Source organism: Salmonirosea aquatica (assembly GCF_009296315.1).
Classification (GTDB): Bacteria; Bacteroidota; Bacteroidia; order Cytophagales; family Spirosomataceae; genus Salmonirosea; species Salmonirosea aquatica.
The window spans coordinates 249,959-274,989 of record NZ_WHLY01000004.1; the positions used below are offsets into that span (position 1 = coordinate 249,959).

Below are 25,031 nucleotides of genomic sequence, written 5' to 3' on the forward strand. Positions count from 1 at the left end.
TTTCAGCCTAAAATTGAATCGATTATCCAGCCCATCATAAAAAGGAACATCAGTGAGCCAAACCATTTCAACATATATTCGTAAATGTCATTTTCGCCCTTCTGGATTTTGCTGTACACCCTGATCAGGCAGAATAAGGCCATGGCTAGTCCCAGATATAATGCGTCCTGATGAGCTTCTGCCGCATAGCTCAATGCTACGAAATGGGGTGCTGAACCTGAACTCGCCCACGATCCACTATCATTGTAGATGAACGACTCGACGGCATACACCAGAGCAGAAGCCCCAGCTAACCCTATTAGCCATCTTAAGGCCGGTGCTTCGAAATCATCACCTCGTTGCATGCCTTGGTAGATTCTCATTCCTGCGACGAGACCCGATACGGCAATGATCGTCAGAGCAATAATTTTCGAGATTGTCCAGGCGGCGGTCAAATCCATAATTGTAGCCTTCTATTTTTCCATGAAACTCTTGACATTAGCATCGCCTTGCATGGGCTTCTGTGCGGAAGCAAGGCTCTGTAAAGTGTATCCAATGACAAAGAGTGCTATAATAGCCCCCAGCCACCGGAAGGCGTGACGCTTCACGTCGTCGTCACCATTCATGGCCCCAGTGTAAATCCTGAGTCCACCCAGCAACCCCATGATCCCGCAAACCGCAAAAACGAAATTGGAAAAAACGTCCAGATTGTTGGAAATGGGATCAGTGATGTAACGGTCAATGATGGAACCCTCGATGGCACCTTCTCCCCTACCTAAGTAATGCTGCGCCTGGCATAATAAGTTAAAAAATATGGTATTTAGGATCATGCGATAGATGATTTATTTGCTTAAAGGCTCTTCCGATTAGGTAAAAAATACAGCTTGTAATATGGCAGCGATCGACAGTAGGAATAAGACGGCCCCAACCCAACCAATGGCACTTTTCTGAACGTCCTGGTCTCCATTCTGCCATTTGGAATAAATCCTGAATCCCCCAAACAGCCCTACGAGAGCGGCTATGATGTAAATTAGGGTCGTAACGGGTTCAAAGTAAGCCTGAAGGTCGGCGGAAGCTTGCTGAATTGCCTGAGCACCGGCCTGAATACCAGGATTTTGGGCGAGAACCACTCCAAAAGAGAGAAGGATTGCTGGTACCGTAAGGATGTTTTTTTGCAATAGCTTGGTCATAAGATTATTGGTTTTGAATTGGTTGAAGGGGGTTCTTTTAAGCAGCTTGACTGTGTTTTACCATCGGGAATGCGTTGAAAATCACTTTTTCCCGGGTAGTAAGCAGGGTAGAGACAATCTCCTCGACCCTCTTTCCAGTCTCATGAACTAATTCATTGACTCTTTTATTGGCAGCCTTGCATTCTTCCACCAACTCGGGATATAGTTCAGCATCGTTTAGGGTAGTTACCCGGATAGTGGTGAGGTGAACAAGTTCCTCAGCGGTCAGATCGCCAACAATGTCATTACTTAATGTCAATTCAGCGGTTGAATCATCCATTCTGCACTCAATGGCGCTTTTCAGGGTAGGCCATTCATCATCCTCATCACTTTCTTCCTCCTCCGAGGCGGTAAGCGGAGACGCCTCTGGGCTATTTGCCTTATTATCCTTTGGACCAGAAGGTACCTCTGGATCTTCGAATAGCTCATAGTTCGATTCATTGCCGTAAAAAGTTGCCTCGTAATCATAGGTGGATCCACTCTCACCATCTTCATCCCCAGGATTGGTTAGTCGCACGATTGTAATCCTATCTTCCTCCCCGATATTTCGATCACCTTTTCTGAGGGATTCATACCCGGTTACCTCTGGACGGTTTTGCAGGTTCGCCTTCCCTCCGTTCAACATTCCTACGAAAAAAAGGTAAATGAAAGCGTAAGCGATAAAGGCAATGAATGAGAAAAGAATGTACGCGCCGTTACTTATTATCAATAGCATGAAAAACAGCAAGTTTAGTCATTTGAAACTCAATGGTACAAATACCTTTTGGGCGCTTTCTGGCAGTCTGATTGATGGGTCAACTGTATAATTCCTGCCTAGCAGTAGCCTGTCTTTTGCCGGTGCTAATTCTAAAAAAGCCCCTTGATCCTTTTGCACGATTTTGGCCGACTTGATGAGTGGTTCAAGCATTGGTAGATTCGGATAGCGCTCTAACACCAGTTGTGCCCGCTGGTATTCTGCTTTGGTGGTTTCCCTACTGTGGTGCAGTAGTAGGCCGACACCCAGAAGGACTACTGTAGTAAAGGCCCAGGCATGCTTGCCGAAACCGTAGGTAAACGCAACCCAAGGGTTTTCTGTCACGAGGGGTTTGATGGCTCCTTTTACTGCCTTTATCTCACTCATTATTTTGTCGGCTAGTTCTTTTTGACTTTCTATATTATGCTGTCCCTTCGCTTTCACTTCATTCAGTAAGGCAGCAGTCAGCGAGTCCATGGCCAAGCCGTACTTCTCCTGAAAGTGGCCGCTGATGCGGCGCAACTCATCGCTGGTAATTTGTTGTGGCGTTTCCAATGGTTAAATGGTTATGGCTTTCACCAGTTTGTCCATTTTGGTCTTGACGAACCACCCGGCCGCCAGAATTCCCTTACTCCCCTCCCCTCTCTCAATGTTGCTGATGATCTTGCTGGCCAAGTCGGTATTGAGTTCAATGTCTCCGAAATACTCTACCGTTATCCGACACTTTGCTGCCACTGATAAACACTCTTCTCGCTGCTGCGGAAAATTTTGAAAGGTATTGGCGTTAATCCAAACCGTAATTGGAAAGACATTGCCAACGGCCTTATAAATTTTCATGAGATAATCGACGCACGAAGTATAGGCTGTGCCACCCGCAACGACCACATGGAACAGGAATTCCACACCCAGATACTGTTCAAACTGTTTGAGATCGTCCTGATCCAAATCCATCGTCAAAAGGGCAGGAATCTGCTCCGATTCAGGGGCACCAAAATCCAGATAGAATGCTGCATTATTCAGCGACGACAATTGCTGGATGCTGTCGAAGAGTCGGTCACGGGCTATCTTACGGTAGTTATCCAATAGGTCGATCTCCGCCAGGCGTTGTTCCTTTTCAGCCAGGAACCGTAGCTGGGCCGTGCTGGTTTTGGTGGAGCTATCGACATCGATGAAAGTGCGGCCGCAATCCTCCTCGTGCTTGATGGCAATGAGGTAGGTCAAAAATGATTTTCCTACCCCGCCCTTTGCTTGGATTATAAAATTGAATTTCCTTGATCCGACTATCTCTTCCATGCGCCGCTATGAATTGGTTTTATCCGCCCACTTTATCAGCGGAGAAGATTTGCCATGAATTTCTGCAAACACGTCCATTGGTCTGAAATCCTCCATTCCCTTTACATTTGAAAGGTACCCTCCGTCACTTTCCTGGATAAACGGGGGATCGAACGGGGATGAACGCCCTAAACCCTTTCTCTTTGCATTTTCGAATTCGTGGCATTTGATCCTTAATGTCCGCATGGTCTGGATTCCGACTTGTATCCCCAGTTCGGCGGATATAAGCTTTGAAGCCCCCAATAGAGACAGCCCTTTCACTTCATTATGGAACAGCTTGTATAGAAGCTCAAACTTTCCTTTTACCATACTATTTTTAAGCAGGAAAATTAGTCTTTGCCTGGCTTGAACCTTGTCTACCCTGAAGTTCTCTTCTACCATGCGAGCTCAATTATGGCTCAAATATCACTTGATAAATTTAAAATTTTTTTTCTAGTAACACGTTAACAACCCATGACTGACTCAATAGCAGCACGTCGCTAACACGCGATCAGCTCAGCAGAAACTCAGTTCCAACGAACACCCCGTTCTTCTATTCCAATAGTCAGATTACTAAGTGTACAGCCATACTGTGCCTTTTCAATGCATAAAATATTAAATTAATAATAGAGTATATTTGTTCGTCCGTACAGCAAGCTATGTTTTCACCCGGTCGAAATTCCCCGCAGGTGTATTTTACCGGGATGAAAACCGCTTGCCCTCCGGGAGTCAATTCGCCATGTGGCTCATTGTGAACTTATTTGGAAAGAGGTACTGAAAGATGGGGAACACTAAAAAGTCAGGTAGGCCATTCTTAAAAGAGGAAGAGAAGCGGCGTAAAGTAACCTTAATGCTTTCCCCAATTGAGATTGACAGTCTTAAAAAGGAGTATGAAGGACATACAGTCGGATTCTCAGTTTTTTGCCGGGAAAAGCTGCTAAACCGGGAGGCGGCTACCCTGAGAAAACCCTTGGAGCCGGGCATCCAACGACAGCTTACGAATCTCCTCAAACTATCAGGCAGCTTATTGCTGCTCTCAAGAAAGACATCTTCTCAGTTACCGATCTCGGAAGACTTTGAGCAAATGGCGGAGAATGTGAAAGAGGTGGTTCAGCGCACTTTGTACACAGTGAATGAAATAGCCTACAGTCAAAGTCTAATCATGGAATTGAATTCAATTGCATTAGACTTGGAAAAAACCTTACAGGATGTAGCAGATGCTCAGGCTGAGGGGGAGTCCTTGAAAAGTGCGTTGAAAAGAGCTGATGATTTGAAAAAGGCTATGGAGCCATTTCTAAAACTTTACAAATTGAAGAAGATGCGCCATGATCGGTAAAATTGGGAAGTCAGGTCAAGATTTCTTGGGAGTTCTCTCTTACTGCAAATACGATCGTGCTGTCAGTAGTAATAAAGCGGCAAGTGTGCGTGGTGAATTGATCTATCACCAGCATATCAATGTCCTTTTGTTTGGTGATAAAGTACCGCTCGACATCATTGCCGATGAAATGAAAAGCATTTCGGCGTTGAATTCCCGAACGCGTAAACTCGTTTGCCATGTCAGCTTATCGTTTCCGCCCGGGGAGAGGCCTGATCGGCAAACGCTGCGAGACATAGTCATGGACTTTGCTGGGGATTTTGGTTTTAGAGAGAATGGTTTGCTGGCCTTCAGACATACCGATAAAGCACATGAGCATATCCATATCATTGCCAACAAGATCGACGCCAGGGGCGTTAACTCCGCTGTGTCGAGCTACAACTACTTGGAAATGGGGCGCTTTTGTCGGAGAGTGGAAATCAAATATGACCTTCAGCAGGTGAAGCATATGGATGCACTAAAAAGGGACAGTACCCACGCTCCCAAAATGACCTCTCACCATGTGCGGCTAAGGGAAGCAATCGACGAGCTGATTCCTGAATGTAACAATTTACATACGTTGCAGGTCAGATTACTAAAACTGGGCTACAAATCCGTAGTAGAAAAGGGGATAGCCTTTGTCTGTAAAAGGACAGGAACCAAAATCAAAGCTTCGTCGCTCGGATGGCAGTACGCGAAGACAAGTCTTATTGAAAGGATCAATAATAGCTTTAAATTTGAGGAAGGACCAATATTTACTGATAGGAGTGGCCATACCAACGAGGTCAAAAGACCGCAGCTTGAAAAACAGTTTCTTTCTCCAAAGAAAAAGTTGAGATGAAGAATTTCGGGAAGCTTAAAACGGTCCGGAAATGTACTTTGAAAGTGACACGGTGTCACCTTCTTCAATATAGTTAAGAATAATGTTGGATAGAAAAAGCTCTTTATTATATTTGTTTTAAATAAATTAGAGCCAATCATATCTATCCAAATGATCACTCAGGAAAAAATCGTCGATTTTATCCGTTCACGGCCCGGACTTAAAATTCCGCCCTTGGAAAAAGAGGCAGGTATCCCTCCTCAGACGCTTTCTAAGGCCCTATTGGCCAATGCGACCAACATCCCCAAAAAGCATTTGTCGGCGATAGAAACCGTGCTCAGACAGTATGGCTATACCGATACGTTTAATAATGGAGTGAAATCGGCCAAGGTCCTTTCCATCGTCAATCACAAGGGAGGTGTGGGGAAAACCACTACGGTCATAAACCTGGCCAAGGCCTTGAGCTTATATGGATTACGGGTACTTATGATTGATATGGATTCCCAGGGAAATCTGTCCCAATGCTACAACATCCACGAGCCAAATACCCAGATCATCGACAGTTTACTATCTGACGCCGAAATACCCGTACTCCCAATCGCTGATAATCTTTTCCTGGCACCTTCCGACATCCGCATGGCGGCCCGCGAGAGTGATCTGATGAATTCGATAGGTTCTGAAAGGAGATTGACCATCAAACTCAATGCTATCAAGGACCAATATGATTATGTTCTTATTGACTGTCCGCCCAGCCTTGGCATTTGTACGACTTGTTCTTTGGTGGCTTCCAGCGACTGTATTGTCCCCATACAGGCAGAAGCCTCCGCCTATCATGGCGTTGCGAACCTGCTGAATCATATTTCCGATATCCGCACCTTTGCTAATCCAAGCCTTAATATCAAGGGGTTTGTTTTTACAATGATTGACAAACGGCTGAACCTACACGCGGATATGATGGAGCACATTAAAAATTCTTTTCAGGGAATCAACGTGTTCGATACAATCATCAGTCAGTCCAAGGCTGTAAAGGAATCGCAGGTGGCCAAGGAGGATCTTTACACCAGCCACCCTTCCTCGACCCCTTGGAACCAATACAAAGCCCTGGCAACCGAACTCCTAAAACTTCAATAGTATTATGGCTAAGACAAGCCCCCTTGACAAATTGAAAGAAAAAACTGCAGACATGAAAATACCCATGTTTCAGCAGGAGATTTTCATTAAATCAAACCTGATTGTGGTTCCTGAACTGCGGAGTCTCATTCCACCGCTCAAAGTTGACGAGCGGGAGCAATTAGAGGTCAACTTGCTGGCCAATGGCATTAAAGACCCGCTCACCGTCTGGGAAACATCCCCGGTTGTGGTGAAAGGTGGGCTGGATTCAAAAAGTGTCTCCAACCGGTTATTGGATGGACTTACCAATGACACTAAAATATATGTGCTGATTGATGGCCATAATCGCTATGATCTTGCACAAAAGCACGGGCTCGACTTTCGTATCAATATCGAAAGTTTTGCTGACATGCAGATTGTACGGGACTACATGATCAATTACCAGTTGGGTCGACGCAATCTGACGCCCGAACAATCTTCTTATCTGCGGGGGTTGAGGTACAATGAAATGAAAGAAAGTAACAAATCTGGGCGAGAGGTCAACGTAGCCGAAAAACTGGCCGAAGAATATAACGTCAGTGCCCGTACCATTAAAAGGGATTCTGGTTTTGCTAAGGGGTTGGACGAGCTATCGCCTGAATTCAAACAAGAGGTTCTCTCGGGGAAAACCCAATTGCCCAGGGAAGCCGTTAAAGTCCTAAGCAAGAAAAAACCAGCTAAACCAATTGAATCCCTGGATGAGTTAAACGCAGTTTTGGAAAAAATGCCTAAAGCGTTTAAAAGCTTGGATGACTTGAAGGGAAAGCCAGAGAATACCGACCAGAAAGAATCTGGCAAAATAGCCGACTTGATTCAGGGGGTGGTGGCTTCGGAGACTGTTGCAGCGCAGGACCGTGGAAAAGCTAAGAAGGGTTCAGACTCAGAATTGATCAAATTTGTAGAGGAAGATTATCGAGCGGAAGACAGTCAGGCTGCTAAACTTCAAATGAAATTGAAAAGCCTTTTAAATGAAGATCTCTTTGAGAAAGACACTTTGAAATTACTGATCGAGAAAGCCAATGAGCTTTTGAACGTGCTTGAATGAGTTTTGAAAGTGACACCATGTCACTTTCAAAACTTTGGATTACCAATTAAAATGGCCGTTCCAGTACAATATTTCGAGTATGGAATACTTTATAAATTGTAAAAGAAGAATATTCTACCCGCTAAGCCCTATCTATTTATGGTTATCCGATTTAAATATTTGAGTGTTATGATGTTGCTAATGACGGCTTTGTTTTCGTGCAATACCAAAGATAGTTCGGAGCAAGGCGAGGGGAATGGAAACACTGAGTACCTCGGAACATGGAAAAGAATACCCAAGCAAGGCCATCCCGTCCCTCCAGATGCGAAAGTTGTGACATTTACCATTTCTGAAAAAGATGGCGGCTTCTTTATGCAGTACAATAATGGCACAACCTATCCTCTCAAATACGAAGCGGAAGGTAACTATTACTATGCCGTCACGCCAAAGGGTAGCGTTCCGCTACTTTTCGATCAGGGCGTAATTACTATAAACAATGGATTTGAATTCAAATACCAGAAAAGCAGCGGATCCTAGCGTTGCGAAGCTGTAGGTTTTACCGTCGTCACTTCAAATCCTTGGCACTCAACCGACGCTTGTACTCTGTCTGGAATGCTCGCTTGGCGTTCTCATAGTAGGAGGGGTCGGATTGAGTTCTGTATAAATTCTCATTAGCCTCCTCTTCAATCGCTCGCTGCTGTTCTTGTACAGAGATGATTTTCGGAACTGAAAATTGGCTGGGAACAATTGTATTTCCCTCTGTGTGATTCCTGTTCACACTGTCCTGAAGAGGAACATCAGAATAGAGCCAAATCCTCTGTCCATAAGCGTTACGGAAGGCAGATGGAATCTCAAACGCCAAGCGCTGATTTTCCAAACGGCTGGTATTCCCAACCTCAGCTAAGGCACTTCTGTACTGCAATTGCTTTTGGTTCTCCGCATGCCTTCTAGTCCACCCACTTTCATGGCAACTAGTCGTCGCAGCTAGTAATAGTACTGCCCATACAGTATATTTCTTATTAATGAACCCCATACCCTGATTAAAACCAATTAAGTGTTAGTGATGAAATAATTTCCAAAGATTAAAATAAAATTATAGATTTGAAAATTAATAATTTTATTTTAAATGGGCGCTACTAACGCTGAAAAGGAAGGCAGATCAAAAGGGGTGGACTTACTGCTGTCTATCGCGCTGCTATTTATTTTCCTACACCACTATTGGTATAATTTTGACCTGTTCAAAAGCATACCCTCCCTTGGGGCATTAAGTCCCACCGCGCTACTCAATCAGATATTAGTCAGACTCGACGAGCGTTACGACCTGTTCCTTCACCCCCTCGTTACTAAGATCGTCGTCTACTTTTTACTCGTGCTCTATTCGATTGGCTCGCGGGGTAAGATCGATCCCAGCATTAAGGTTAAACAAGTGTATTTGTATGCTTACATGGGGACAATACTGTATTTTCTGAACATCTATTTCTTATACAACCCGTCTCTATTTTCAACCCAAGCCGCCGACGTAATATACCTGCTTTCCAACTGTATCGCCATATTCTGGATTATAAAAGCGGGGCAGAATGCTTCGAGAATTATGTTTTTCAAAAACAACAACGATATCTTCAATAATGAGAATGAGACCTTTCCTCAGAATGAGGAATTCAAGGAGAATGATGACTCCATCCATTTTAAGACCCTCTACTACTACAACAAAAAATGGCGAGATGGCTGGGTGAACATCATCAACCCCTATCGATCGAACATGATATTGGGGACACCGGGCAGCGGTAAATCATTCGCCATCCTGGTGCCGGCGATTTGGCAATCCATTTGGAAGGGCTACACGGCCTATATCTATGATTTCAAATACCCAACGCTTACCCTGGAAGCTTATAATGCCTACCAAAAGACCATTCGAGAAAACCCGGCTGCCTGGGGGCGAAATGCCCGGGGAAAATTTATTGTTCCCAAATTCTACGTGATCAATTTTGACGACATCGAGTATTCCCACCGTTGCAACCCGCTCGTCCCGTCCAGTATGACGGAGATTTTGGATGGCTACCAGAGCGCGGCCACAATCATGCTTAATCTAAACCGGACCTGGGTAAATAAGCAAGGCGATTTTTTCGTGGAATCGGCAATCAACTTCCTTACCTCCGTGATCTGGTACATGAAACTGGTGACGATTAAGTACACGCGGCTCTTCGGAGAGGAGATGAAAAAGCCAGTAGCCCAGCGTGACTCCAAACTGTTGGATTTATACGGACGCTTTCGTAACGTCTGTACCTTTCCCCATATTCTGGAATTCGCCTGTCAGAAGGAGTACAAAGAGATGTTTACTATTATGGCTTCCTATCCACAATTAGAGGCATACGTGCGTCCCTTTGCGAGCGCAGCACAGCACGGAGCGGCCGAGCAGCTAGAAGGGCAGATTGCATCGGTTCGCATTCCGTTGGCCAGGTTGTCTTCACCCACTTTGTATTGGATCATGTCGGGCAATGACTTCACGCTCGACATCAATAATCCTGACGATCCGAAGATTCTTTGCACGGGCAATAATCCCGAACGTGACGAAGTATATGGAGCTGTCTTTTCCCTGTACACCTCTAAAATGACCAAACTGGTCAATAAGCAGGGAAAGCTCAAATCTGCGCTTTTTTGGGATGAGTTGCCTACCATGTTTTTGAAAGGGATTTCTTCCCTCATGGCTACTGCCAGGAGCAATAAGGTGGCCACTTGGCTGGGTTTCCAGGATTTTGAGCAATTGGCGTCCGGGTACGGTGAGCGGGAATCCAAGGTGATAATGAATCTACCCGGTAATGTTTTTTCAGGCCAGGTGGTATTCGAGTCAGCGGAAAAACTATCCCGGCGTTTCGGAAAAACGCAGCAGGAATCGGAAAACATCACCTTTGGGAAAGAGGAAACCTCGGTCACATTATCGACCGCTCTGCATGAGGTGATCCCGGCTTCCAAGATTTCTGGACTGTCCCAGGGCGAGTTTGTGGGTCAGTTCGCCGACAATTTCGGGGAAGAGATTAACCTTAAAACCTTCAAAGGAGTCGTGCGGGTAGATCAAGAGGGTATGAAAAAAACGTATGCTAAACCACCTGTTATTAAAGATATAGCTAAGCTTGTGAGCAACTATTATCCAGACGAAAAATACGAAGCGAAAGAGAAGGAAAGCTGGAAGGCGCGCTTGCTCGACGACAACTATCGATCCATCAAAAGAGAGGTAGCAGAACTGATAAGGCTTGAGTACATGGAGTTTCAAATCAAAAGCGAAAGATGATATTTTATTAAAAAAATTGATATTTGATAATATTTTATTCTAATTTTAAGCCCATTATTCTATATGCACATTAGAGAATGAGAAACGCCTGTAAAGGTGAGACTCAAATTTAGTAAGACTATGACCTCTAACCCTGAAATTCATCGGAAACTCGATGAGATATATACTGAGCAGGAAGCTGTGGCTTTCTTCAACAAACTCGTTTTCTCGCTGTGCTTACAACTGATCGTTGCGGCCAAAAGGGAGAGGGGAGAACTAACCGCCGAAGAAGCGGATCAGCTGTCAAAGAAGCCAAGTGAGAAAATACTATTGGAACCCTATGGCCTCAGTTATATCCAATACCGGGCATTAAAAGACGGCAAGGGTACCGCTGCAAACATTATGGCTTTCAAGCGGGCAGTAGAAAGAAACGGCTACGATTTCGATAAACTTTATTATTCAGAAGAACTCATAGACTTGGCTATGTCGAAACTTGAGGAAATCAAAAAACAGAACCAAACCCTTAGCTCAATCAGTGGTCGCGCAGCCAATAAGTAGCTCTATCACCTAGCATCTACTTCATTCAAAGACGTCCGAAAGGCGTCTTTTCTGTTTATATAATCCTCATATAGAGTCAGATAGGGTAGGGGGGTCTACTGCAGTACCGTTTCTAATGACGGTATAATGCAGATGTATTCCGGTCGCCTTGCCTGAACTCCCCGTTACTCCTAGTACTTCTCCGATCCTCACCTGATCGCCCACCCGGACAAAGATGCTACCAAGATGGCCGTAGCCGGTCGTATAGCCACGAACGTGGTTTACTTCTATAGCAAGTCCCAAGCCGCCACGGTCCCCCGCAAAAGCCACCTGCCCATTCGCAGTAGCATAAACGAACTGAAATCCTCTTCGGCATACCAAATCTAGGCCCAGATGAGGTTTAGGAACCCTGTCGATAGGGTGTAGTCGCATTCCAAAGGCTGAAGAAATCCAAGGCGACTCTCCTGCCTCTAATGGGCTGATACACGGTATATCTTCCAAGAATGTGAAGGCTCTATCCATTGGCTCATTTTGCTGTTGATACCAATCACCGGGTGGCCGTGCTCCCCCATCTTTCCCTGCTCTTATGCTCTTGGTTGCTAATTTCTTTTCAGTAGAGAGACTTTTCGCCGGGAAATCTTGCCCAAAAATCGGCGTGGAGACGGTTAAGACGCAGATTACTCTCAGATAGTTATTCATAGTCTTATTTGATCAACGGTTAATTGATAGTGAAATTAATATTTAATATTTAAAATTATTAATTTTATGTTTAAAATTGTGCAACTAAAGCATGTCGAACCGAAATGATTGACTTATATGAAAGCTGAAAAGTATTTAAAAGATTTAGCGCAAACCTATCAGGGCATCGACCTGTCACAGGCACAGCACGTCCTTTCGAGCAATATAGATGCCCGAACAATTCTCGCGCAAAAGACCGTGCATGAGGAGCTCATGAAAGGTGAAGTGATTCAAGTAAGAAATGTATCGTTAAACGACAAAGGATTGCCTAGGCACTTCTTCGGGTTCAGTCTATTCCATTTAGACCGCCAAGCTGATTCAACAAAACCCGTATTACGCATCAGCTCCATGAGTCCCACGATTAATCCCACTCAAATAGATCAGGCAAAAGCCCTAACCCTAATGGCTAAGCCGGGATATACCGATGAAATCCAGAAGGCTTTGTCAAAAGCAACGGGCTCTATTGCGGCTGATTTCATGGAAGAAATTAAGGAAATAGCCGGGGTAATGAGTCAGCCGATCGCTCCCATAGCCAAAGCGATAGAACTCAAAAGGAGCCTGGCCAATATCGCCGATTGGTACTTCGAGAGCGACGCCCAAAAGCGGAAGGATTTTCTTACTAAAACAGGATCCTTATTCACGATAACCTACCAACAAGGAGTTCGCGTCCAGAACCTACAAGGGGAAAGGGATGGGGTACTTGCCCAGATACACCAAATACCGCTATCTGAGTTTCCTACGAACCATAGAGGGGTACCTATTAACGAAAGGCAAGTGAAAAAGCTTCTCTGTGGCTACAGTATCACCGTAGTACCTGAATCGGGTACCGAGGCCGAGGGAGCGCCAATAGCTCAGGTCAAATTCAATCCAATTGTGGGAAAACTCCTGGAAATAGAGGAGGGGCAGCCTCGGCTGGTGCAGAATGAGCAACTGAAAAAACAACCCGAACCCGAAGGCCCTACTGTAAGGCGTCGAATTTGAGTCCCACCCAAGGAGATTCCACTACCAGCTTTCAATATACTCCTATGAAAATCAAAAATGAGTGTCTACTGACAATAGATTACATTCAGCGTACCTACGGTGAAGACGCCCTGGAACCGTGCTGTATTGTCACGGATGATGAAGATGAGGAGACGATACTGATTCCCAAAATGAGGGAAGTTATGTCCGCTGAGGCGTGGTACGAATTGCCTCAGGAATTCAGGCTCTTCGTGCTCCGAGCTTTTTACGAAAACCTTTGAGGCAGAGACATGGCGATGAATCCATTTACCGATATGAAATCCTCATTACTCCAAACTCGTCTCTCACCATGAACCAGCCCGTCAACTTCGTAGATAATGATAAGGTTGAGCTATTTAATCAGTTGAATGCCAATAACGTGCGCTACCTGGCCTTCGGAAGCTTTTCGATTAATGCTTACGAACAAGCACGGACCGATAGCACCATCAAACTTTGGGTAGATCCTACCCAGGATAACATTAAGCAGCTCAACGCGGCCCTATATGCATTGGGGCGAAATCCAATTACATTAGAGTTTGATCCCGAAGTAAAAAAGCCTCTCAAAACTGAATCGGGCATTGCTACCAGAGACAGTATTGGGGTCGACTTCTACTCCGCCGTCAATGGATTTCAGGTTATAGATTTCACAAAGGTCCACGACCGCAAAGCGACGATCAAAGCGCACGAGTTTGCCAGCAGTGCCACCAATAGAGCTTTGCTGATCGACCATATGTCCTTTCCGGATCTCTACCACAATACCGGGTACACCAATGGCAAAGCCAAGGAGTACAACCTGGATGTCCTCTTCAAAGCTGTGAAGGCATTCGACCTGCCCAGCCAAAACATCGCGGAACCTTCAACCTACCTCAGCATGGAACCTAAAAATAAACCTGAACCAGTCGTGAAATTTTCCAAATCCCAGCAATTCACACCCAATTATCAGAGAAGGGATTTTGCGAAGATCAGAAATGAGCTTGATATGGAATTGGTGCTTAAGCACTACGGCTACGCGATGAGTGCAAAGTCGAAACCTAATGACAAATGGCGGATTTACAAATCAGGAATTGACGGCGACAGTCAGCGCCTGGCGGTCATGAATAATGCTGATAGCGGGTTCAAGGGTTTTGTAGACCTGAACAACAATGCATTCAAGGGAGATGTATTCGCCTTTATCAAATATAGAGAAGGCGATTATAAAAACGCTTTTCGGGTAGTGGATCAAATACTCGGTAATCCAGACTATAAGGAAAAGGCTGCACAGCTCAAACCGATAATTCCTACCTCTTCTAAGCAGTACCTGAATGATGAGAAGTTGCGTCAGTCCGATTTGATCGAGGAGTACAACTTAACGTTCTTGCCGGAAAACCAACCCAATTATTTGACAGAAAAGCGAAGCATCTCACCTGAAACGCTCTTTGCTCCAGAATTCAAAAACCAGGTTTTGGCGTCTAAAAAAGAAGGACATACCAATGTCGCCTTTCCGCTTACATCGAAGAAAGGCAACATTCTGTCGATGGACATGCGGAACGAGGACTTCAAAAATTTTCCACCGGGCTGCAAGGGCGAAGCTATCTGGAAGAGCAACGAACACGCCAAGCTTAAAACGGATAAGGAAATACTGCTTGACGATGAAAAAATTCTTTTGAATCAGGGTACCAAGGGAACCGTGTCTAAGTCGAATGGTAGACTTACTTTTCATTCCACACACCCCGACAAGGGGAATCTAGCTGTCGGAATCGAAAAGGCGGACATTGAAATTACAACCAACCGGATCATGATCTCGGAATCTCCAATCGATTCCATCTCGTACCACCAGCTTTCACCTCCCGTTTCGGGCGAGTACCGACAATACATTTCGGCGGCGGGTAATCCCTCCTTCCAGCAAATCGAACAGATTGGCCACATAGTCCAAGCCAACCCCCAAGCTCAGTTCGTAATTGGAATGGATGGCAATATGGCGGGGAATCGGTTTGCCATCAACATGTTGGCCCTGAAACACCCACGTGCGGGACAATCGCTCCGCGATACTCCCGCACGTGGTATATAACAACCCCACACCGGTAACCGGAGCGGGGGCCGAGGCAACAGATGTAAAAGAAGTGGGGCATAATACACTGACGATCGAAATAAAATACCCGCTGAGTGAGGAAGCGGGATTCCGGGCGGTTTTGGCAGAAAATGCGGGCGTAATCAACCGAGTGATTGATAAGATGAATATGTTTCAACGAAAAGATAAGAAAGCGAACGAACTCCGGCGGGAGAATCTGATTGAAACCGATACAAATGTCCTGCGGACAATAACGGAGATCAAATTTCCGAACGCAGGCAGAATGCTGGAAGCCGCGCTGTATCAATTAGAGGTGGAAATCGAAAGGAGGGACGGAAGAAAACTGACGAACATAGTCAAACCCACGGCAACACAAAATGACTTCAACGATGTTTTAAGAAATCGGAACGGAAAGAGCTTGCCGACTTCCAGCAACCTGGTAATGGGACAATGGTCGCTCTTGTCATTTCTCCAACAGACCAGACATACCCCCATTATACCATCAGAAGCGAAGACCCAGCAATCCTATGACGATTCAAAGGATGAAGGGCCACCCAGAAAGAAAGGGCTGAAATTATGACCATACAAAACTTGCACACTATCAAGGGCTTTCCTCCAAAGGAAAGTCTTTTTTTGTACCAAATGGGAAGAAGGGTTTTCTCTCCAAATTGTGCTTAGCTAAGTTGTAACAATCAAGATAAAGTGGTATCTTTAGATAGTTAAGCAGTTGACAGACTGCCATTTACAAACCTCTTAATTAATTTTTATCATGGTAAATCAAAATCCATCAATCGTCACTACCCTTTCAGATTGGGAGGTAATTCAGTCCAAAATCTCCGCATCATCCCTGGTAGGAAACGTGGAGCTGCAAGGCTACAAAGCCATCCTGAGAAGCGATACTGGAGCCTTGTTAAATGTCTGCAAAAAAGGGTACAACCCCATGTCCAATGCTTCCTTTATCCGAAGCGTTGAGCGGTTCGCCGATGTTACCAACTTTCCAATCGAGGCAATCTATGAGTTAGAAGGTGGAAAAAAAATGCTTGGTTTCCTCAAATGCACGGAGCCATTCGAGGTCGGCGGCTTTGAGTTCAAAGACTATCTGATGATTGGGAACGGCCACGATGGTCAGACCACGTTCTTTGTCGGAAATTCTAATGTGATGATTCGCTGCCGAAACCGATTTGCCCGGCAGTACCGCGCCCTGAAAGTGAAGCACTCACGCGGACTTGAGTTTGGCGTGGAAAGGATTCAGGAGGAATTTTTCAACTACCGGAAAAGCCTCAACGCTTTCTACAGGAGTATGAATGATTTTACCAAAGTGGAAGTGTCGAAAGAGATTCACGACAGCCTGGTAGCCCGTCTGGCAAACCTCAGTAAGGAGGAGCGGCTAGGCCATGCCGAAATCAGTACCCGCAAGCAAAACATTGTTTCGATCATTGAAGCCTGCTTTAGAACAGAAATGGCTGATACCGGATATACTCTTTTTGGCCTGTTCAACGGCTTGACCAACTACACGACGCATGAATTAGGCGTAACTGCTGACAATGGAATGTCCATGTTCAACCGTGCGGAGCGGCTTAATTTGGAGGGCTATCAACACTGTCTCAACATTGCCAAAGGCCACCAACTTTTGAAGTCCTGCGAATTACCCGTTTTCGCCAATCTCATAGCTTAATTCCCTCACTGTTTCCCGTCCGGGATAAACACCCGGACGGGAAACATTCAAAACATCAATACTCAGAATCCAACCTACTCGCAGAAAATGAGCCAGCTCGCCAAAGAGCAAGTAAGCGCTCATATGGTCAGAAATAAGGACTTGTTTGTTTTTGGCAGTAAAGGAGCCTGTTTAAGAATCATAGATTTTTTTCATACACAACACAAATACGCCACCCTGAGCTTTGCCATTGATCCTTGGTATATCCATTATGTGACCGTTTTCGACTATGAGTGAGCGAAAATAGTCGGGTGCAAAGAAGGCCGGTAGCCACAAGCTACCGGCCTTCTTTGCTGAATCGAGGTCCGAAATCCTCGAAACGTAGTGAACGAACTAAATTAATTAGAATAAAAATTCTACATTTGAAATACGCTAATTAATAATTAATATTTTGAATATGGATCATCCCACAACGAATGAGGATCATCAGAGCGGATACTTTGAAAAAAGCATAAAAAACTATCTGATTGAGCACCACCCGGATTTGATTCAGGGAGAAGGCATTCAAATCCATCTGATGGAGTTGACCGAGGATGCGCTCACCCTTTTTCAGGCATATGATCGAGCCGGAATGCTACCATATGAAGCGATGGAACGCGCCCTCACCGAAACTCTGAAAGATATCTCTTCCCCTTACAGTATTCTAAAAGATTTCCTTATTGAAAATGAAACTTTCCTGAACTATACAACTGGCATAGAGGACTTAGACAAACAGGATTTGGTGCTGAAACTTCTAGCTGAAAACGTCGAACAGATTTCCGCCATCCAAATGGCGGCTACCCCAGAAGAAATGACCCAAGCAAATAAGGAACTGCTGCTAGGGGTAGGGAAAACGCTAATCGCTCTCAATAAAAGTTAAAATCCCGCCCCAACCCAGCCATGAACAAGATAGAACAAATGCGGTTGAACCTGACCGCACTACGCCTGGCGTTTGAGATTCATCTCAGTTTTAGAAATGCCAATCCACAGGAGAATATGGTTTTATCACAGTACGCAGGATTTGGTGGACTGAGTGAAATATTAATTGATCCCAAAAATGATACGCTTTGGACCGACTCCAACAAGCGCATGCGCCCTTCGGTAGAGGAGCTGCACGATTTGGTGGAGCTGTATAGACCCAATGATTTCTCCAGGTACCTTCAATCGGCCAGGAATAGTGTCCTCACGGGTTTTTATACACCTGCACCCATCATAGAGGCGCTTTCCTCCTCCCTGAAAGCCGTCGGCATCTCTTTGAACTCCGTTCTAGATCCCTCGGCGGGAAACGGCAGGTTCATTGAGGTGATTCGAGCCGAACATCGCCCAAACGATGTTCTGATGTACGAAAAGGACTTACTGACTGGGCTGTTGCTATCGGCAAGATCAAGTGATACGATCAAAATTGAAGGGTTTGAAAACATCGGTGGACAAAAAGCCAATAGGTTCGATCTTGTGACTAGCAATATTCCGTTCGGTAAAATTTCGATATATGATCCCACTTTTTCCAAGAAAGGGCCAGTCGAAAACCAGTCCACTGCCAAGATTCACAATTACTTTTTCTTGAAAAGTATTGACCTGGCCCGGCCCGGTGGTCTAGTGGCGCTGCTCACGACGGATAGTTTTGCCAATACGGAAAGCAACCGTGTATTTCGTGAGAATCTCTTGCAAAAAGCCCGGCTGATTTCAGCAGTGAGGCTGCCCAGCACTCTTTTCAAAAAAGCAGGAACCGAAGCCGGGTCTGATTTTATCATCGTTCAAAAAAGAGCGAAGCCAGTCACATTGCTTTCCGCGCAAGAAAACTTATTCCTGGAAACGTCCAACCCATTGCCAGACACCGAAGCCGTCAAGTCCAATCGGTACTTTGATAGTGCACCTAACAAAATTATCCACACAAGCCGGGAGGTTGGCACCAACCAGTACGGAAAACTGGCACTCATCTACAATCACTCGGGTGATGTGGAACAAATAGGAAGGGAGATTTTCAGGGTTTTCCAGCAAGATCTGCTGAATTTCTTCGATCACCGACTTTACCAGGCTAAACCCCTCACCAACAGCAAGAGGAAGACGCTACCTTCTGGCCAGCTTGATTTGTTTTCTACATCTTCCGTTGCTCCTCTTGCACAACCAACGGCGATTGAATTTACTGGTGACCGTTACGAGCATCTAACTCACGGGAGCATTTTCCAGCAAGCGGGAACGGTTGGAGCACTTCGGATAGATGACAGCGGAAAAACCGTACTTGAACCCATGCGGCTCTCCACTTCTCAAAAATTACGTTGGGAAATGCTGATTGATATTCGCGACAGCTACTTCAAACTGGTACATCAGGAGCGGGATAATCAAACCGAGAGTCCGCAGCTGCGTGAACAGCTCAACGTAAGCTACGACTTGTTCAAAAGCAGCTTTGGCTCTCTAAAAGATAGGACGAACATTGATACCATTCTGATCGACCCCTCAGGCCGTCAGTTGCTTGCTTTGGAAACCTTCAACGAGCAAGTCAAGACCTACGAAAAGACGGATATTTTTCACCGTCCGGTTCACGTTGCCCACGCTCATGTTTCGACGTTTACGCCGCAGGAATCCCTGGTCGCTTCCCTGAATCGGTTCGGGACAGTCGACTTGGGCTACATGTCCGAAATCTCCGGCGAGACTTCCGATCGCCTTCTAGCGGAATTGAACGAACAGGTATTCTACAATCCCCTCGATGGCGGTTATCAGATCAAAGATGTTCTCGGGTCAGGCAATATTCAGTTAAAAATCGATCGGATCAAGGGTTTGGCACCAACCGATGCGGTTGGTGCTCTGGAAACTGACCGAACACTGCGCTATCTGGAAAGCGTCTGTCCCGAACCTGTCCCGTTTGAGTTGATTGATTTTAACCTGGGGGAGAGGTGGCTCGATACCGCGCTGTACTCCCGGTTTGCGTCGAGTTTCTTTTCCACGGAGGTTGCAGTGAGCTACGCTTCAGCCATCGACGATTTTGGAGTCAAGGGCTTCGATCACCGCTACAACCCTAAATTAACGGAGGAGTACGCCGTCCATTCCAATAGCCGCACCTACACGGGTCTGGATTTGCTCCGTTATGCGCTGCTTGACAACGTACCCGACATCACCAAGAAGATGGAGGATGGTCAAGGCCGAGAAATCACCGTCCGGGACTCGGAAAAGATACGGCTGGCTTCCCAAAAAATTGATACGATCAGGAACGGGTTTGTCGATTGGATGCGGGGATTACCCTTATCCGAGAAAAAAGAGATCGAGGAGACCTACAATCGGCTGTATAATTCGGAAGTGAAGCAGAAGTTCGACGGCTCCCATTTGAAATTTCCCCATCTGCGGTTGCAGAATTTGGGAATAAAGGATTTGTACGGCTCCCAAAAGGACACCGCCTGGATGCTGATACAGAATGCGGGAGGCATCGTGGACCACGAGGTGGGTACCGGAAAGACGCTGACCATGATCGTCACGGCCTACGAAATGAAACGCCTGGGCTTGGTGGCCAAGCCTATGATCGTGGGCATGAAGGCCAATGTCGTGGCTATTGCAGAAACCTTCAAAGCGGCCTATCCCGATGCCCGGATTCTCGCGCCCTCCGAACAGGATTTCTCCCGGCCAAGAAGGGAGAGATTGTTCGATTCCATGGCCAACACCGCCTGGGATTGCATTATTCTCACGCACGACCAATTTGCCAAAATTCCCCAGAGTCTGGATGTCCAAAGGCGCCTGATCAGTAGCGAGGTGGCCAATCTTGATAAAGACCTGAACGAGCTTAGTAGAACTGATTACCGGGTAGGTACCGCGCTACTAAAAGGCTTGGAGAGACGAAAGGTTTCTCTTACGAACAACCTAAATTCGGTACTACACCAAATTGAACAGAAGAAGGATAATATTTTGGATTTCGAGAAAATGGGGATTGATTTCCTGCAAGTGGACGAGAGCCATAAATTCAAGAACCTGCTTTTCACAACCCGTCACGACCGGGTGGCGGGATTGGGTAATCAGGTAGGTTCGCAGCGGGCCCTTAATATGCTGTTCGCTGTCAGGACCATCCAAGAGAAGAGGGGAGGAGACTCCGGTGTGGCTTTCTATTCCGGTACCCCCATTTCTAACTCTCTGACTGAACTGTACTTGCTTTTCAAGTATCTGCGGCCAAAGGAATTGGAACGTCAGAAAATGGAAAATTTCGATTCGTGGTCTTCTTGGCAGTCTATGCCAAGAAGACCACGGATTATGAATACTCCGTTACGAATCAGTTAATCGAGAAATCCCGTTTTCGGCATTTTATCAAGGTACCGGAATTGGCTGCCTGTTACAGTCAGATTACGGATTTCCGTACGGCGGAAATGGTCGGCGTCGACCGGCCCACCGCTGTGCACCAGCTGGTCAACATCAAGCCGACCGAGCAGCAGGCTGCGTTCACCGAAAACCTCATCAAGTTTGCCGCCAGCGGCGATGGTACCCTGCTGGGCCGGGGCCCGCTCTCGGAGACTGAAGAGCGGGCCAGGATGCTGATTGCGACTAACTATTCAAAAAAATCGGCCCTGGATATGCGGTTAATCGACCCTACCTCCGGCGATCATCCGAACAGTAAGGTAAGCCAGGCGGCGGCCGTAATCAGCAGACATTACCAGGAATCAAATCCCTTCAAGGGTACCCAACTGGTGTTCTGTGACTTGGGCACTCCCTCGGGAACCTCCCTGTTCAGTGTGTACGACGCATTAAAGACCAAGTTGATTCAGGAGTACGGTTTGCCCGCTAATGAGATCCGGTTCATCCACGAGGCTAGGAACGATAGTCAGAGCCGTCAAATCATCCGGGACACCAACGAGGGACGAATTCGCGTACTCATGGGATCCACTGAGAAGCTGGGAACGGGCGTCAATGCGCAGAAGCATATCGTGGCCATGCACCATCTGGACGTTCCGTGGAAGCCTTCTGATTTCGAGCAGCGCGTAGGCCGGGGAGTCCGGGCGGGCAATGAAACGGCAAAAGAACATTTCGGCAACCAGGTGCAGAATTACGTCTATGCCGTGGAGCGCACGCTGGACAACTTCATGTTCAATCTCCTTCAAAACAAAGCCTTGTTCATTTCCCAGATCAAAAGCCAAAACCTCTCGGTCCGGCGCATCGACGAGGGAGGCCTGGATGAGACCAACGGCATGAACTACGCCGAGTACGTCGCCCTTCTTTCGGGTAATAAGGACTTACTTGAAAAGGCAAAAACGGAAAAGCAGATTGCGGGCCTGGAATCCGAAAGGTCGATTTTCAAAAAAGACATGGCTTCCCAGCGGCGGTCGTTTTATACGTTGGAAAAAACGTTAGAAAGGGTAGGGGAGGTGTTGGAAAAATTAAAGGCCGATCAAAATCTTCTGTACGGCAACGATCAAGTGAAGCGTCCGCTAGTTGAAGAGGAGAAAATCGAAGGCCTGGGTATCACCATGTTGACCGCCCAACAAAAAAGCATCGTCGGTATTGCTAAAATAGCCTCTTTCAAGGGCTTTGAGCTTTCGGTTGATACCTTCAGATTCGATGGCCACACGCAGCATAAATGGGACGTGCGGTCGCCCAACGGCATCGTTTACCGCCATAACAACGGCTACCTCAATTCAGAAAAAATCAGAACGGTCGGGGAATATGTAAATAAGGCCACTTCCATCGAGCAAATGGCCAAACTGACGAAGCAGCAGCAGGACAGGCTGGAAGAACTTACATGGGATTTAAAAATCGCCTCAGAAGCCCAGAATAAACCCTGGCCGAAAGAGGGCAAGCTGAGGGAGCTTAAAACCAGCCTTTCAGAGATTGAGAAGCGTTTAACCGAGAGTCTGAAGCCCACTAAAGAATCTACTGATCTGAGTCCCGAAAGCGAGCCACAAAATCAATCCGTTAAACAGGAGAACATACGTGAATCAGAGAGAGTTACGGTAGGTGCACCCACTACTATTGTATCAGCGGCCATACGTCCCAGAATTAGAGGGTAAATGTATTATCTAAAGGTATATTTGAAGATTGCCTAGAAAAAATTCAAGGCTTGGGCATGAAATTTTACCTGTTTTTCCTATCCTTCTACACACGGCACTAAACCTCAGATTTACCGGATCATGACCAGGGGTCTAAAACTGAACGCCTGGTCTTTACGCCTATTCAAATAGGTACCTAAAATGGTTGAAGCCACTCATCAAGACAGGGAATTGGCTATTGAAATTTTGGCACAGTCGTTCCAGGATAATCTGAGCGTGAATTATCTAATTCCGCAGGACTCCAAACGCATGCAGCGTATAAGGGAATTGATGGCCTATTCATTTGACCTGTGCACTCTATACGGCAAGGCGGTTCTTTCAGAGAATAAAAAGGCATGTGCGCTGGTGATTTTTCCTGATCTTAAGCGGACATCGGTTCAAAGTTTATTGCTTTCCGGACGTCTGATTTTTAAAGCCATGGGTATAGGGAACATTGGCAAAGCCCTCAGTCGGGAAAATCAGGTAGCCCAAAATCATCCCTCTACGCCGATTTACCATCTTTGGTTCCTTGGTGTCTTGCCCGAAAGTCAGGGCAGGGGGATCGGGGGTAAGCTGCTTGATGAGCTGCTGGCTGACGCCGTAAGAATGAACAGGTCCGTTTATCTGGAAACCTCGACGCTACGAAACATATCCTGGTATGAAGGGCATGGCTTTTCTATTTACGGTAAGATACTGCTGAGCTATACGCTTTATTTGATGAGGAACAACACCTGAATCTGACCCATCATGCGAGTCTTCGGTACGGATATCCACATCGTTACGTTCTGCTTCATCGTCATCGAAGTGGTGTTCTTTTTGTACCAACTTTACTATTACCTGTGCTGGCCGAAAGATCAAAACCGTAAGTATTACCTGATCCTCCTCTTTCTGCTCATCGTCAAAAACCTGGCGATGGGATTGTTCCCAGATCCTCAATACACAAATATCCCGATGGTGATCCAGTACGCATTCACCTATGCGGCAGGATTTATCATGGCCAGCTACTTTCCCTATTATTTCTACCGCTCCTACAATCTGGAAGGATTACGTTTTCATGCTACCTATGGCGTAGTTCTGTTTCTATACCTTCCCTTTACCCTCATTTTCACTACGGAATACCTGGTTACGGGAAATATAGACAACGCTATCGCCCACGGTTTGATTATCCCGGCTGCTTACAGCCTTGTACTGGCCTACGCTATGTTTCGATCCGTTCGGAAAGCCTTTACCAATGCGATTGAGAATCACAGGTATTACGAAGAAATCGGCATGTATTGCTCCGTGGTTCCGTTTGTAGCAATCGCTTTCTTCCCCGGCATCGACCAGGTCACCGAGGCCGTCATCACCAACGCGGGCTTCACAATCCTTACGGTTTTATTCATTCGCCGATCCATCATACAGGCCAGGCTGGACCGGGCAAAACTTCAAGCTTTTGAAGCGAACGAAACGGAAACTCCGTTTAACGGTATTGTCGATGTAATGGAACAGAATATTAAGGTTTTCGAGGCGAATATGAGCTTGTTCAAATTGACCACACGTCAGCGGGAGGTGGTTCGGCTAGTCCGGACGGGAATACCCTATAAGAGCGTCGCCGAGCAACTTTACGTGTCCGAGAAGACTGTGCAAAAGCACATGGAACATATCTACCAAAAAGTCGGGGTCACCAATAAGACCGAATTGATGAATAAATTCATGCAGAATCAATAAAAACGAGCTTTTCGGGCCTAAGTACGTACTTATACGTATGGGTATTTATAGCAAAATCCGGTAAAATACGTATTGCCAAAGTCGACTGTTGCCTTCAAATTTGCCCGGCCCAAAACTCTATCCGTTTTATAGAGTAGCACGGATACAATGGAGCCAGGTGTGTGTATGGTATGTTGAATGGAAAACCTAACCGATGAAAACAACTGAAAAATCAACTTCAACCAAAGAGTCCTTTTCAAATAATCTAAACTGTCCCCGACTGCAACAAATTTTCGACGGCTATGGTCAGGATGCTCTTCAACCCAAATACCTAACTACCCAAACTGAGCAGGGTGACGAGTTGGAGCTGGTACCCAAAATGCGCCTTGATATGACCCATCACGAGTGGTTCACTTTGTGTTTAGATTTCAGGATATTCGTATTGAAGTCTTTTTATGAGATGCTATGAAT

At 46.0% G+C, this 25,031-nt stretch carries 28 protein-coding genes; 19 read left to right on the plus strand and 9 right to left on the minus strand.

What is annotated here, in order from left to right; genetic code table 11:
- Positions 1-2: 2 nt before the first annotated feature.
- Genes GBK04_RS29755 through GBK04_RS29785 form a run of 7 tightly spaced genes read right to left on the minus strand, consistent with a single transcriptional unit; the run spans position 3 to position 3,654 of the window.
- On the minus strand, positions 3-440 hold the full coding sequence (locus tag GBK04_RS29755; RefSeq protein ID WP_152766845.1) for a DUF4134 family protein: 438 nt from the start codon (positions 438-440) through the stop codon (positions 3-5).
- A gap of 12 nt (positions 441-452) precedes the next feature.
- Positions 453-809, minus strand: a complete 357-nt coding sequence (locus GBK04_RS29760) for a DUF4134 family protein (protein WP_152766847.1) — start codon at positions 807-809, stop codon at positions 453-455.
- A gap of 36 nt (positions 810-845) precedes the next feature.
- Positions 846-1,169: a DUF4134 family protein gene (locus tag GBK04_RS29765; protein WP_152766849.1), complete on the minus strand. Its 324-nt coding sequence runs from the start codon at positions 1,167-1,169 to the stop codon at positions 846-848.
- Positions 1,170-1,206: 37 nt separating this feature from the next.
- A complete protein-coding gene (locus GBK04_RS29770) occupies positions 1,207-1,923 on the minus strand; it encodes a hypothetical protein (RefSeq protein WP_152766851.1) in 717 nt (238 codons plus the stop codon).
- Positions 1,924-1,941: 18 nt separating this feature from the next.
- Positions 1,942-2,496 carry a hypothetical protein gene (locus GBK04_RS29775; RefSeq protein WP_152766853.1) on the minus strand — a complete coding sequence of 185 codons (555 nt, stop codon included), beginning with the start codon at positions 2,494-2,496 and terminating at the stop codon, positions 1,942-1,944.
- Positions 2,497-2,499: 3 nt separating this feature from the next.
- Positions 2,500-3,234: a P-loop NTPase family protein gene (locus GBK04_RS29780; RefSeq protein WP_152766855.1), complete on the minus strand. Its 735-nt coding sequence runs from the start codon at positions 3,232-3,234 to the stop codon at positions 2,500-2,502.
- Between the two features lie 6 nt (positions 3,235-3,240).
- Positions 3,241-3,654, minus strand: coding sequence for a hypothetical protein (locus GBK04_RS29785; protein ID WP_152766857.1), 414 nt, complete (start codon positions 3,652-3,654; stop codon positions 3,241-3,243).
- 379 nt (positions 3,655-4,033) lie between these two features.
- On the opposite strand from GBK04_RS29785, the gene GBK04_RS29790 reads away from it, so the two are divergent.
- The 5 genes from GBK04_RS29790 (at position 4,034) to GBK04_RS29810 (ending at position 8,136) form a co-directional block, all read left to right on the plus strand.
- The gene (locus GBK04_RS29790; protein ID WP_152766859.1) at positions 4,034-4,588 is read left to right on the plus strand and encodes a hypothetical protein; all 555 of its coding nucleotides are present in this window, start codon (positions 4,034-4,036) and stop codon (positions 4,586-4,588) included.
- A complete protein-coding gene (locus GBK04_RS29795; RefSeq protein WP_152766861.1) occupies positions 4,578-5,447 on the plus strand; it encodes a relaxase/mobilization nuclease domain-containing protein in 870 nt (289 codons plus the stop codon). Before GBK04_RS29790 ends, GBK04_RS29795 begins: the two co-directional genes overlap by 11 nt.
- Before the next feature lie 150 nt (positions 5,448-5,597).
- Positions 5,598-6,557 (plus strand): ParA family protein, encoded by a 960-nt coding sequence (locus GBK04_RS29800; protein ID WP_152766863.1) that lies wholly within the window; start codon positions 5,598-5,600, stop codon positions 6,555-6,557.
- 4 nt (positions 6,558-6,561) lie between these two features.
- Entirely contained in the window at positions 6,562-7,620 is a 1,059-nt protein-coding gene (locus GBK04_RS29805) for a ParB N-terminal domain-containing protein (protein ID WP_152766865.1), read from the plus strand.
- Between the two features lie 138 nt (positions 7,621-7,758).
- Positions 7,759-8,136 carry a hypothetical protein gene (locus tag GBK04_RS29810; RefSeq protein WP_152766867.1) on the plus strand — a complete coding sequence of 126 codons (378 nt, stop codon included), beginning with the start codon at positions 7,759-7,761 and terminating at the stop codon, positions 8,134-8,136.
- A gap of 28 nt (positions 8,137-8,164) precedes the next feature.
- Here the strand turns inward: GBK04_RS29810 and GBK04_RS29815 are convergent, their stop codons facing one another.
- Positions 8,165-8,521 (minus strand): hypothetical protein, encoded by a 357-nt coding sequence (locus tag GBK04_RS29815; RefSeq protein WP_373331561.1) that lies wholly within the window; start codon positions 8,519-8,521, stop codon positions 8,165-8,167.
- Positions 8,522-8,725: 204 nt separating this feature from the next.
- Between GBK04_RS29815 and GBK04_RS29820 the strand changes: the two genes are divergently transcribed.
- Positions 8,726-10,885, plus strand: coding sequence for a YWFCY domain-containing protein (locus GBK04_RS29820; protein WP_152766871.1), 2,160 nt, complete (start codon positions 8,726-8,728; stop codon positions 10,883-10,885).
- A gap of 120 nt (positions 10,886-11,005) precedes the next feature.
- Entirely contained in the window at positions 11,006-11,422 is a 417-nt protein-coding gene (locus GBK04_RS29825; RefSeq protein ID WP_152766873.1) for a hypothetical protein, read from the plus strand.
- Between the two features lie 66 nt (positions 11,423-11,488).
- On the opposite strand, the gene GBK04_RS29830 is transcribed toward GBK04_RS29825, so the two are convergent.
- A complete protein-coding gene (locus GBK04_RS29830; protein ID WP_152766875.1) occupies positions 11,489-12,100 on the minus strand; it encodes a M23 family metallopeptidase in 612 nt (203 codons plus the stop codon).
- Between the two features lie 117 nt (positions 12,101-12,217).
- Between GBK04_RS29830 and GBK04_RS29835 the strand changes: the two genes are divergently transcribed.
- From GBK04_RS29835 to GBK04_RS29890, 12 genes are all read left to right on the plus strand, one after another.
- Entirely contained in the window at positions 12,218-13,120 is a 903-nt protein-coding gene (locus GBK04_RS29835) for a hypothetical protein (protein WP_152766877.1), read from the plus strand.
- 44 nt (positions 13,121-13,164) lie between these two features.
- Positions 13,165-13,380, plus strand: a complete 216-nt coding sequence (locus GBK04_RS29840) for a hypothetical protein (RefSeq protein WP_152766879.1) — start codon at positions 13,165-13,167, stop codon at positions 13,378-13,380.
- A gap of 68 nt (positions 13,381-13,448) precedes the next feature.
- A complete protein-coding gene (locus tag GBK04_RS29845) occupies positions 13,449-15,185 on the plus strand; it encodes a DUF3991 domain-containing protein (protein ID WP_152766881.1) in 1,737 nt (578 codons plus the stop codon).
- Positions 15,142-15,765 carry a hypothetical protein gene (locus GBK04_RS29850; protein WP_373331562.1) on the plus strand — a complete coding sequence of 208 codons (624 nt, stop codon included), beginning with the start codon at positions 15,142-15,144 and terminating at the stop codon, positions 15,763-15,765. The genes GBK04_RS29845 and GBK04_RS29850 overlap by 44 nt, the downstream gene beginning before the upstream one ends.
- A 189-nt stretch (positions 15,766-15,954) precedes the next feature.
- Entirely contained in the window at positions 15,955-16,860 is a 906-nt protein-coding gene (locus tag GBK04_RS29855; RefSeq protein WP_152766885.1) for a DUF932 domain-containing protein, read from the plus strand.
- A gap of 87 nt (positions 16,861-16,947) precedes the next feature.
- Positions 16,948-17,136, plus strand: coding sequence for a hypothetical protein (locus tag GBK04_RS29860; protein ID WP_152766887.1), 189 nt, complete (start codon positions 16,948-16,950; stop codon positions 17,134-17,136).
- 160 nt (positions 17,137-17,296) lie between these two features.
- Entirely contained in the window at positions 17,297-17,758 is a 462-nt protein-coding gene (locus GBK04_RS29865; protein WP_152766889.1) for a hypothetical protein, read from the plus strand.
- A gap of 20 nt (positions 17,759-17,778) precedes the next feature.
- The gene (locus GBK04_RS29870) at positions 17,779-21,135 is read left to right on the plus strand and encodes a helicase-like domain-containing protein (RefSeq protein ID WP_152766891.1); all 3,357 of its coding nucleotides are present in this window, start codon (positions 17,779-17,781) and stop codon (positions 21,133-21,135) included.
- Complete coding sequence (locus tag GBK04_RS29875; RefSeq protein ID WP_152766893.1) at positions 21,069-22,856, plus strand: helicase-like domain-containing protein; 1,788 nt, start codon at positions 21,069-21,071, stop codon at positions 22,854-22,856. Before GBK04_RS29870 ends, GBK04_RS29875 begins: the two co-directional genes overlap by 67 nt.
- 180 nt (positions 22,857-23,036) lie before the next feature.
- Positions 23,037-23,609: a GNAT family N-acetyltransferase gene (locus GBK04_RS29880; RefSeq protein WP_152766895.1), complete on the plus strand. Its 573-nt coding sequence runs from the start codon at positions 23,037-23,039 to the stop codon at positions 23,607-23,609.
- Between the two features lie 12 nt (positions 23,610-23,621).
- Positions 23,622-24,581 carry a helix-turn-helix transcriptional regulator gene (locus tag GBK04_RS29885; RefSeq protein ID WP_152766897.1) on the plus strand — a complete coding sequence of 320 codons (960 nt, stop codon included), beginning with the start codon at positions 23,622-23,624 and terminating at the stop codon, positions 24,579-24,581.
- A 193-nt stretch (positions 24,582-24,774) separates the two neighbouring features.
- Entirely contained in the window at positions 24,775-25,029 is a 255-nt protein-coding gene (locus tag GBK04_RS29890) for a hypothetical protein (protein ID WP_152766899.1), read from the plus strand.
- Positions 25,030-25,031: the final 2 nt, after the last annotated feature.

What these genes read in the sequence shown, in the direction of transcription:
- GBK04_RS29790 (WP_152766859.1), top strand. Translation starts at nt 4,034, where the DNA reads ATGGGGAACACTAAAAAGTCAGGTAGGCCATTCTTAAAAGAGGAAGAG.
- GBK04_RS29855 (WP_152766885.1), top strand. Translation starts at nt 15,955, where the DNA reads ATGGTAAATCAAAATCCATCAATCGTCACTACCCTTTCAGATTGGGAG.
- GBK04_RS29870 (WP_152766891.1), top strand. Translation starts at nt 17,779, where the DNA reads ATGAACAAGATAGAACAAATGCGGTTGAACCTGACCGCACTACGCCTG.
- GBK04_RS29865 (WP_152766889.1), top strand. Translation starts at nt 17,297, where the DNA reads ATGGATCATCCCACAACGAATGAGGATCATCAGAGCGGATACTTTGAA.
- GBK04_RS29760 (WP_152766847.1), bottom strand. Translation starts at nt 809, where the DNA reads ATGATCCTAAATACCATATTTTTTAACTTATTATGCCAGGCGCAGCAT.
- GBK04_RS29755 (WP_152766845.1), bottom strand. Translation starts at nt 440, where the DNA reads ATGGATTTGACCGCCGCCTGGACAATCTCGAAAATTATTGCTCTGACG.
- GBK04_RS29840 (WP_152766879.1), top strand. Translation starts at nt 13,165, where the DNA reads ATGAAAATCAAAAATGAGTGTCTACTGACAATAGATTACATTCAGCGT.
- GBK04_RS29765 (WP_152766849.1), bottom strand. Translation starts at nt 1,169, where the DNA reads ATGACCAAGCTATTGCAAAAAAACATCCTTACGGTACCAGCAATCCTT.
- GBK04_RS29810 (WP_152766867.1), top strand. Translation starts at nt 7,759, where the DNA reads ATGGTTATCCGATTTAAATATTTGAGTGTTATGATGTTGCTAATGACG.
- GBK04_RS29885 (WP_152766897.1), top strand. Translation starts at nt 23,622, where the DNA reads ATGCGAGTCTTCGGTACGGATATCCACATCGTTACGTTCTGCTTCATC.
- GBK04_RS29880 (WP_152766895.1), top strand. Translation starts at nt 23,037, where the DNA reads ATGGTTGAAGCCACTCATCAAGACAGGGAATTGGCTATTGAAATTTTG.
- GBK04_RS29805 (WP_152766865.1), top strand. Translation starts at nt 6,562, where the DNA reads ATGGCTAAGACAAGCCCCCTTGACAAATTGAAAGAAAAAACTGCAGAC.
- GBK04_RS29830 (WP_152766875.1), bottom strand. Translation starts at nt 12,100, where the DNA reads ATGAATAACTATCTGAGAGTAATCTGCGTCTTAACCGTCTCCACGCCG.
- GBK04_RS29785 (WP_152766857.1), bottom strand. Translation starts at nt 3,654, where the DNA reads ATGGTAGAAGAGAACTTCAGGGTAGACAAGGTTCAAGCCAGGCAAAGA.
- GBK04_RS29820 (WP_152766871.1), top strand. Translation starts at nt 8,726, where the DNA reads ATGGGCGCTACTAACGCTGAAAAGGAAGGCAGATCAAAAGGGGTGGAC.
- GBK04_RS29780 (WP_152766855.1), bottom strand. Translation starts at nt 3,234, where the DNA reads ATGGAAGAGATAGTCGGATCAAGGAAATTCAATTTTATAATCCAAGCA.
- GBK04_RS29770 (WP_152766851.1), bottom strand. Translation starts at nt 1,923, where the DNA reads ATGCTATTGATAATAAGTAACGGCGCGTACATTCTTTTCTCATTCATT.
- GBK04_RS29795 (WP_152766861.1), top strand. Translation starts at nt 4,578, where the DNA reads ATGATCGGTAAAATTGGGAAGTCAGGTCAAGATTTCTTGGGAGTTCTC.
- GBK04_RS29800 (WP_152766863.1), top strand. Translation starts at nt 5,598, where the DNA reads ATGATCACTCAGGAAAAAATCGTCGATTTTATCCGTTCACGGCCCGGA.
- GBK04_RS29835 (WP_152766877.1), top strand. Translation starts at nt 12,218, where the DNA reads ATGAAAGCTGAAAAGTATTTAAAAGATTTAGCGCAAACCTATCAGGGC.
- GBK04_RS29860 (WP_152766887.1), top strand. Translation starts at nt 16,948, where the DNA reads ATGAGCCAGCTCGCCAAAGAGCAAGTAAGCGCTCATATGGTCAGAAAT.
- GBK04_RS29845 (WP_152766881.1), top strand. Translation starts at nt 13,449, where the DNA reads ATGAACCAGCCCGTCAACTTCGTAGATAATGATAAGGTTGAGCTATTT.
- GBK04_RS29825 (WP_152766873.1), top strand. Translation starts at nt 11,006, where the DNA reads ATGACCTCTAACCCTGAAATTCATCGGAAACTCGATGAGATATATACT.
- GBK04_RS29890 (WP_152766899.1), top strand. Translation starts at nt 24,775, where the DNA reads ATGAAAACAACTGAAAAATCAACTTCAACCAAAGAGTCCTTTTCAAAT.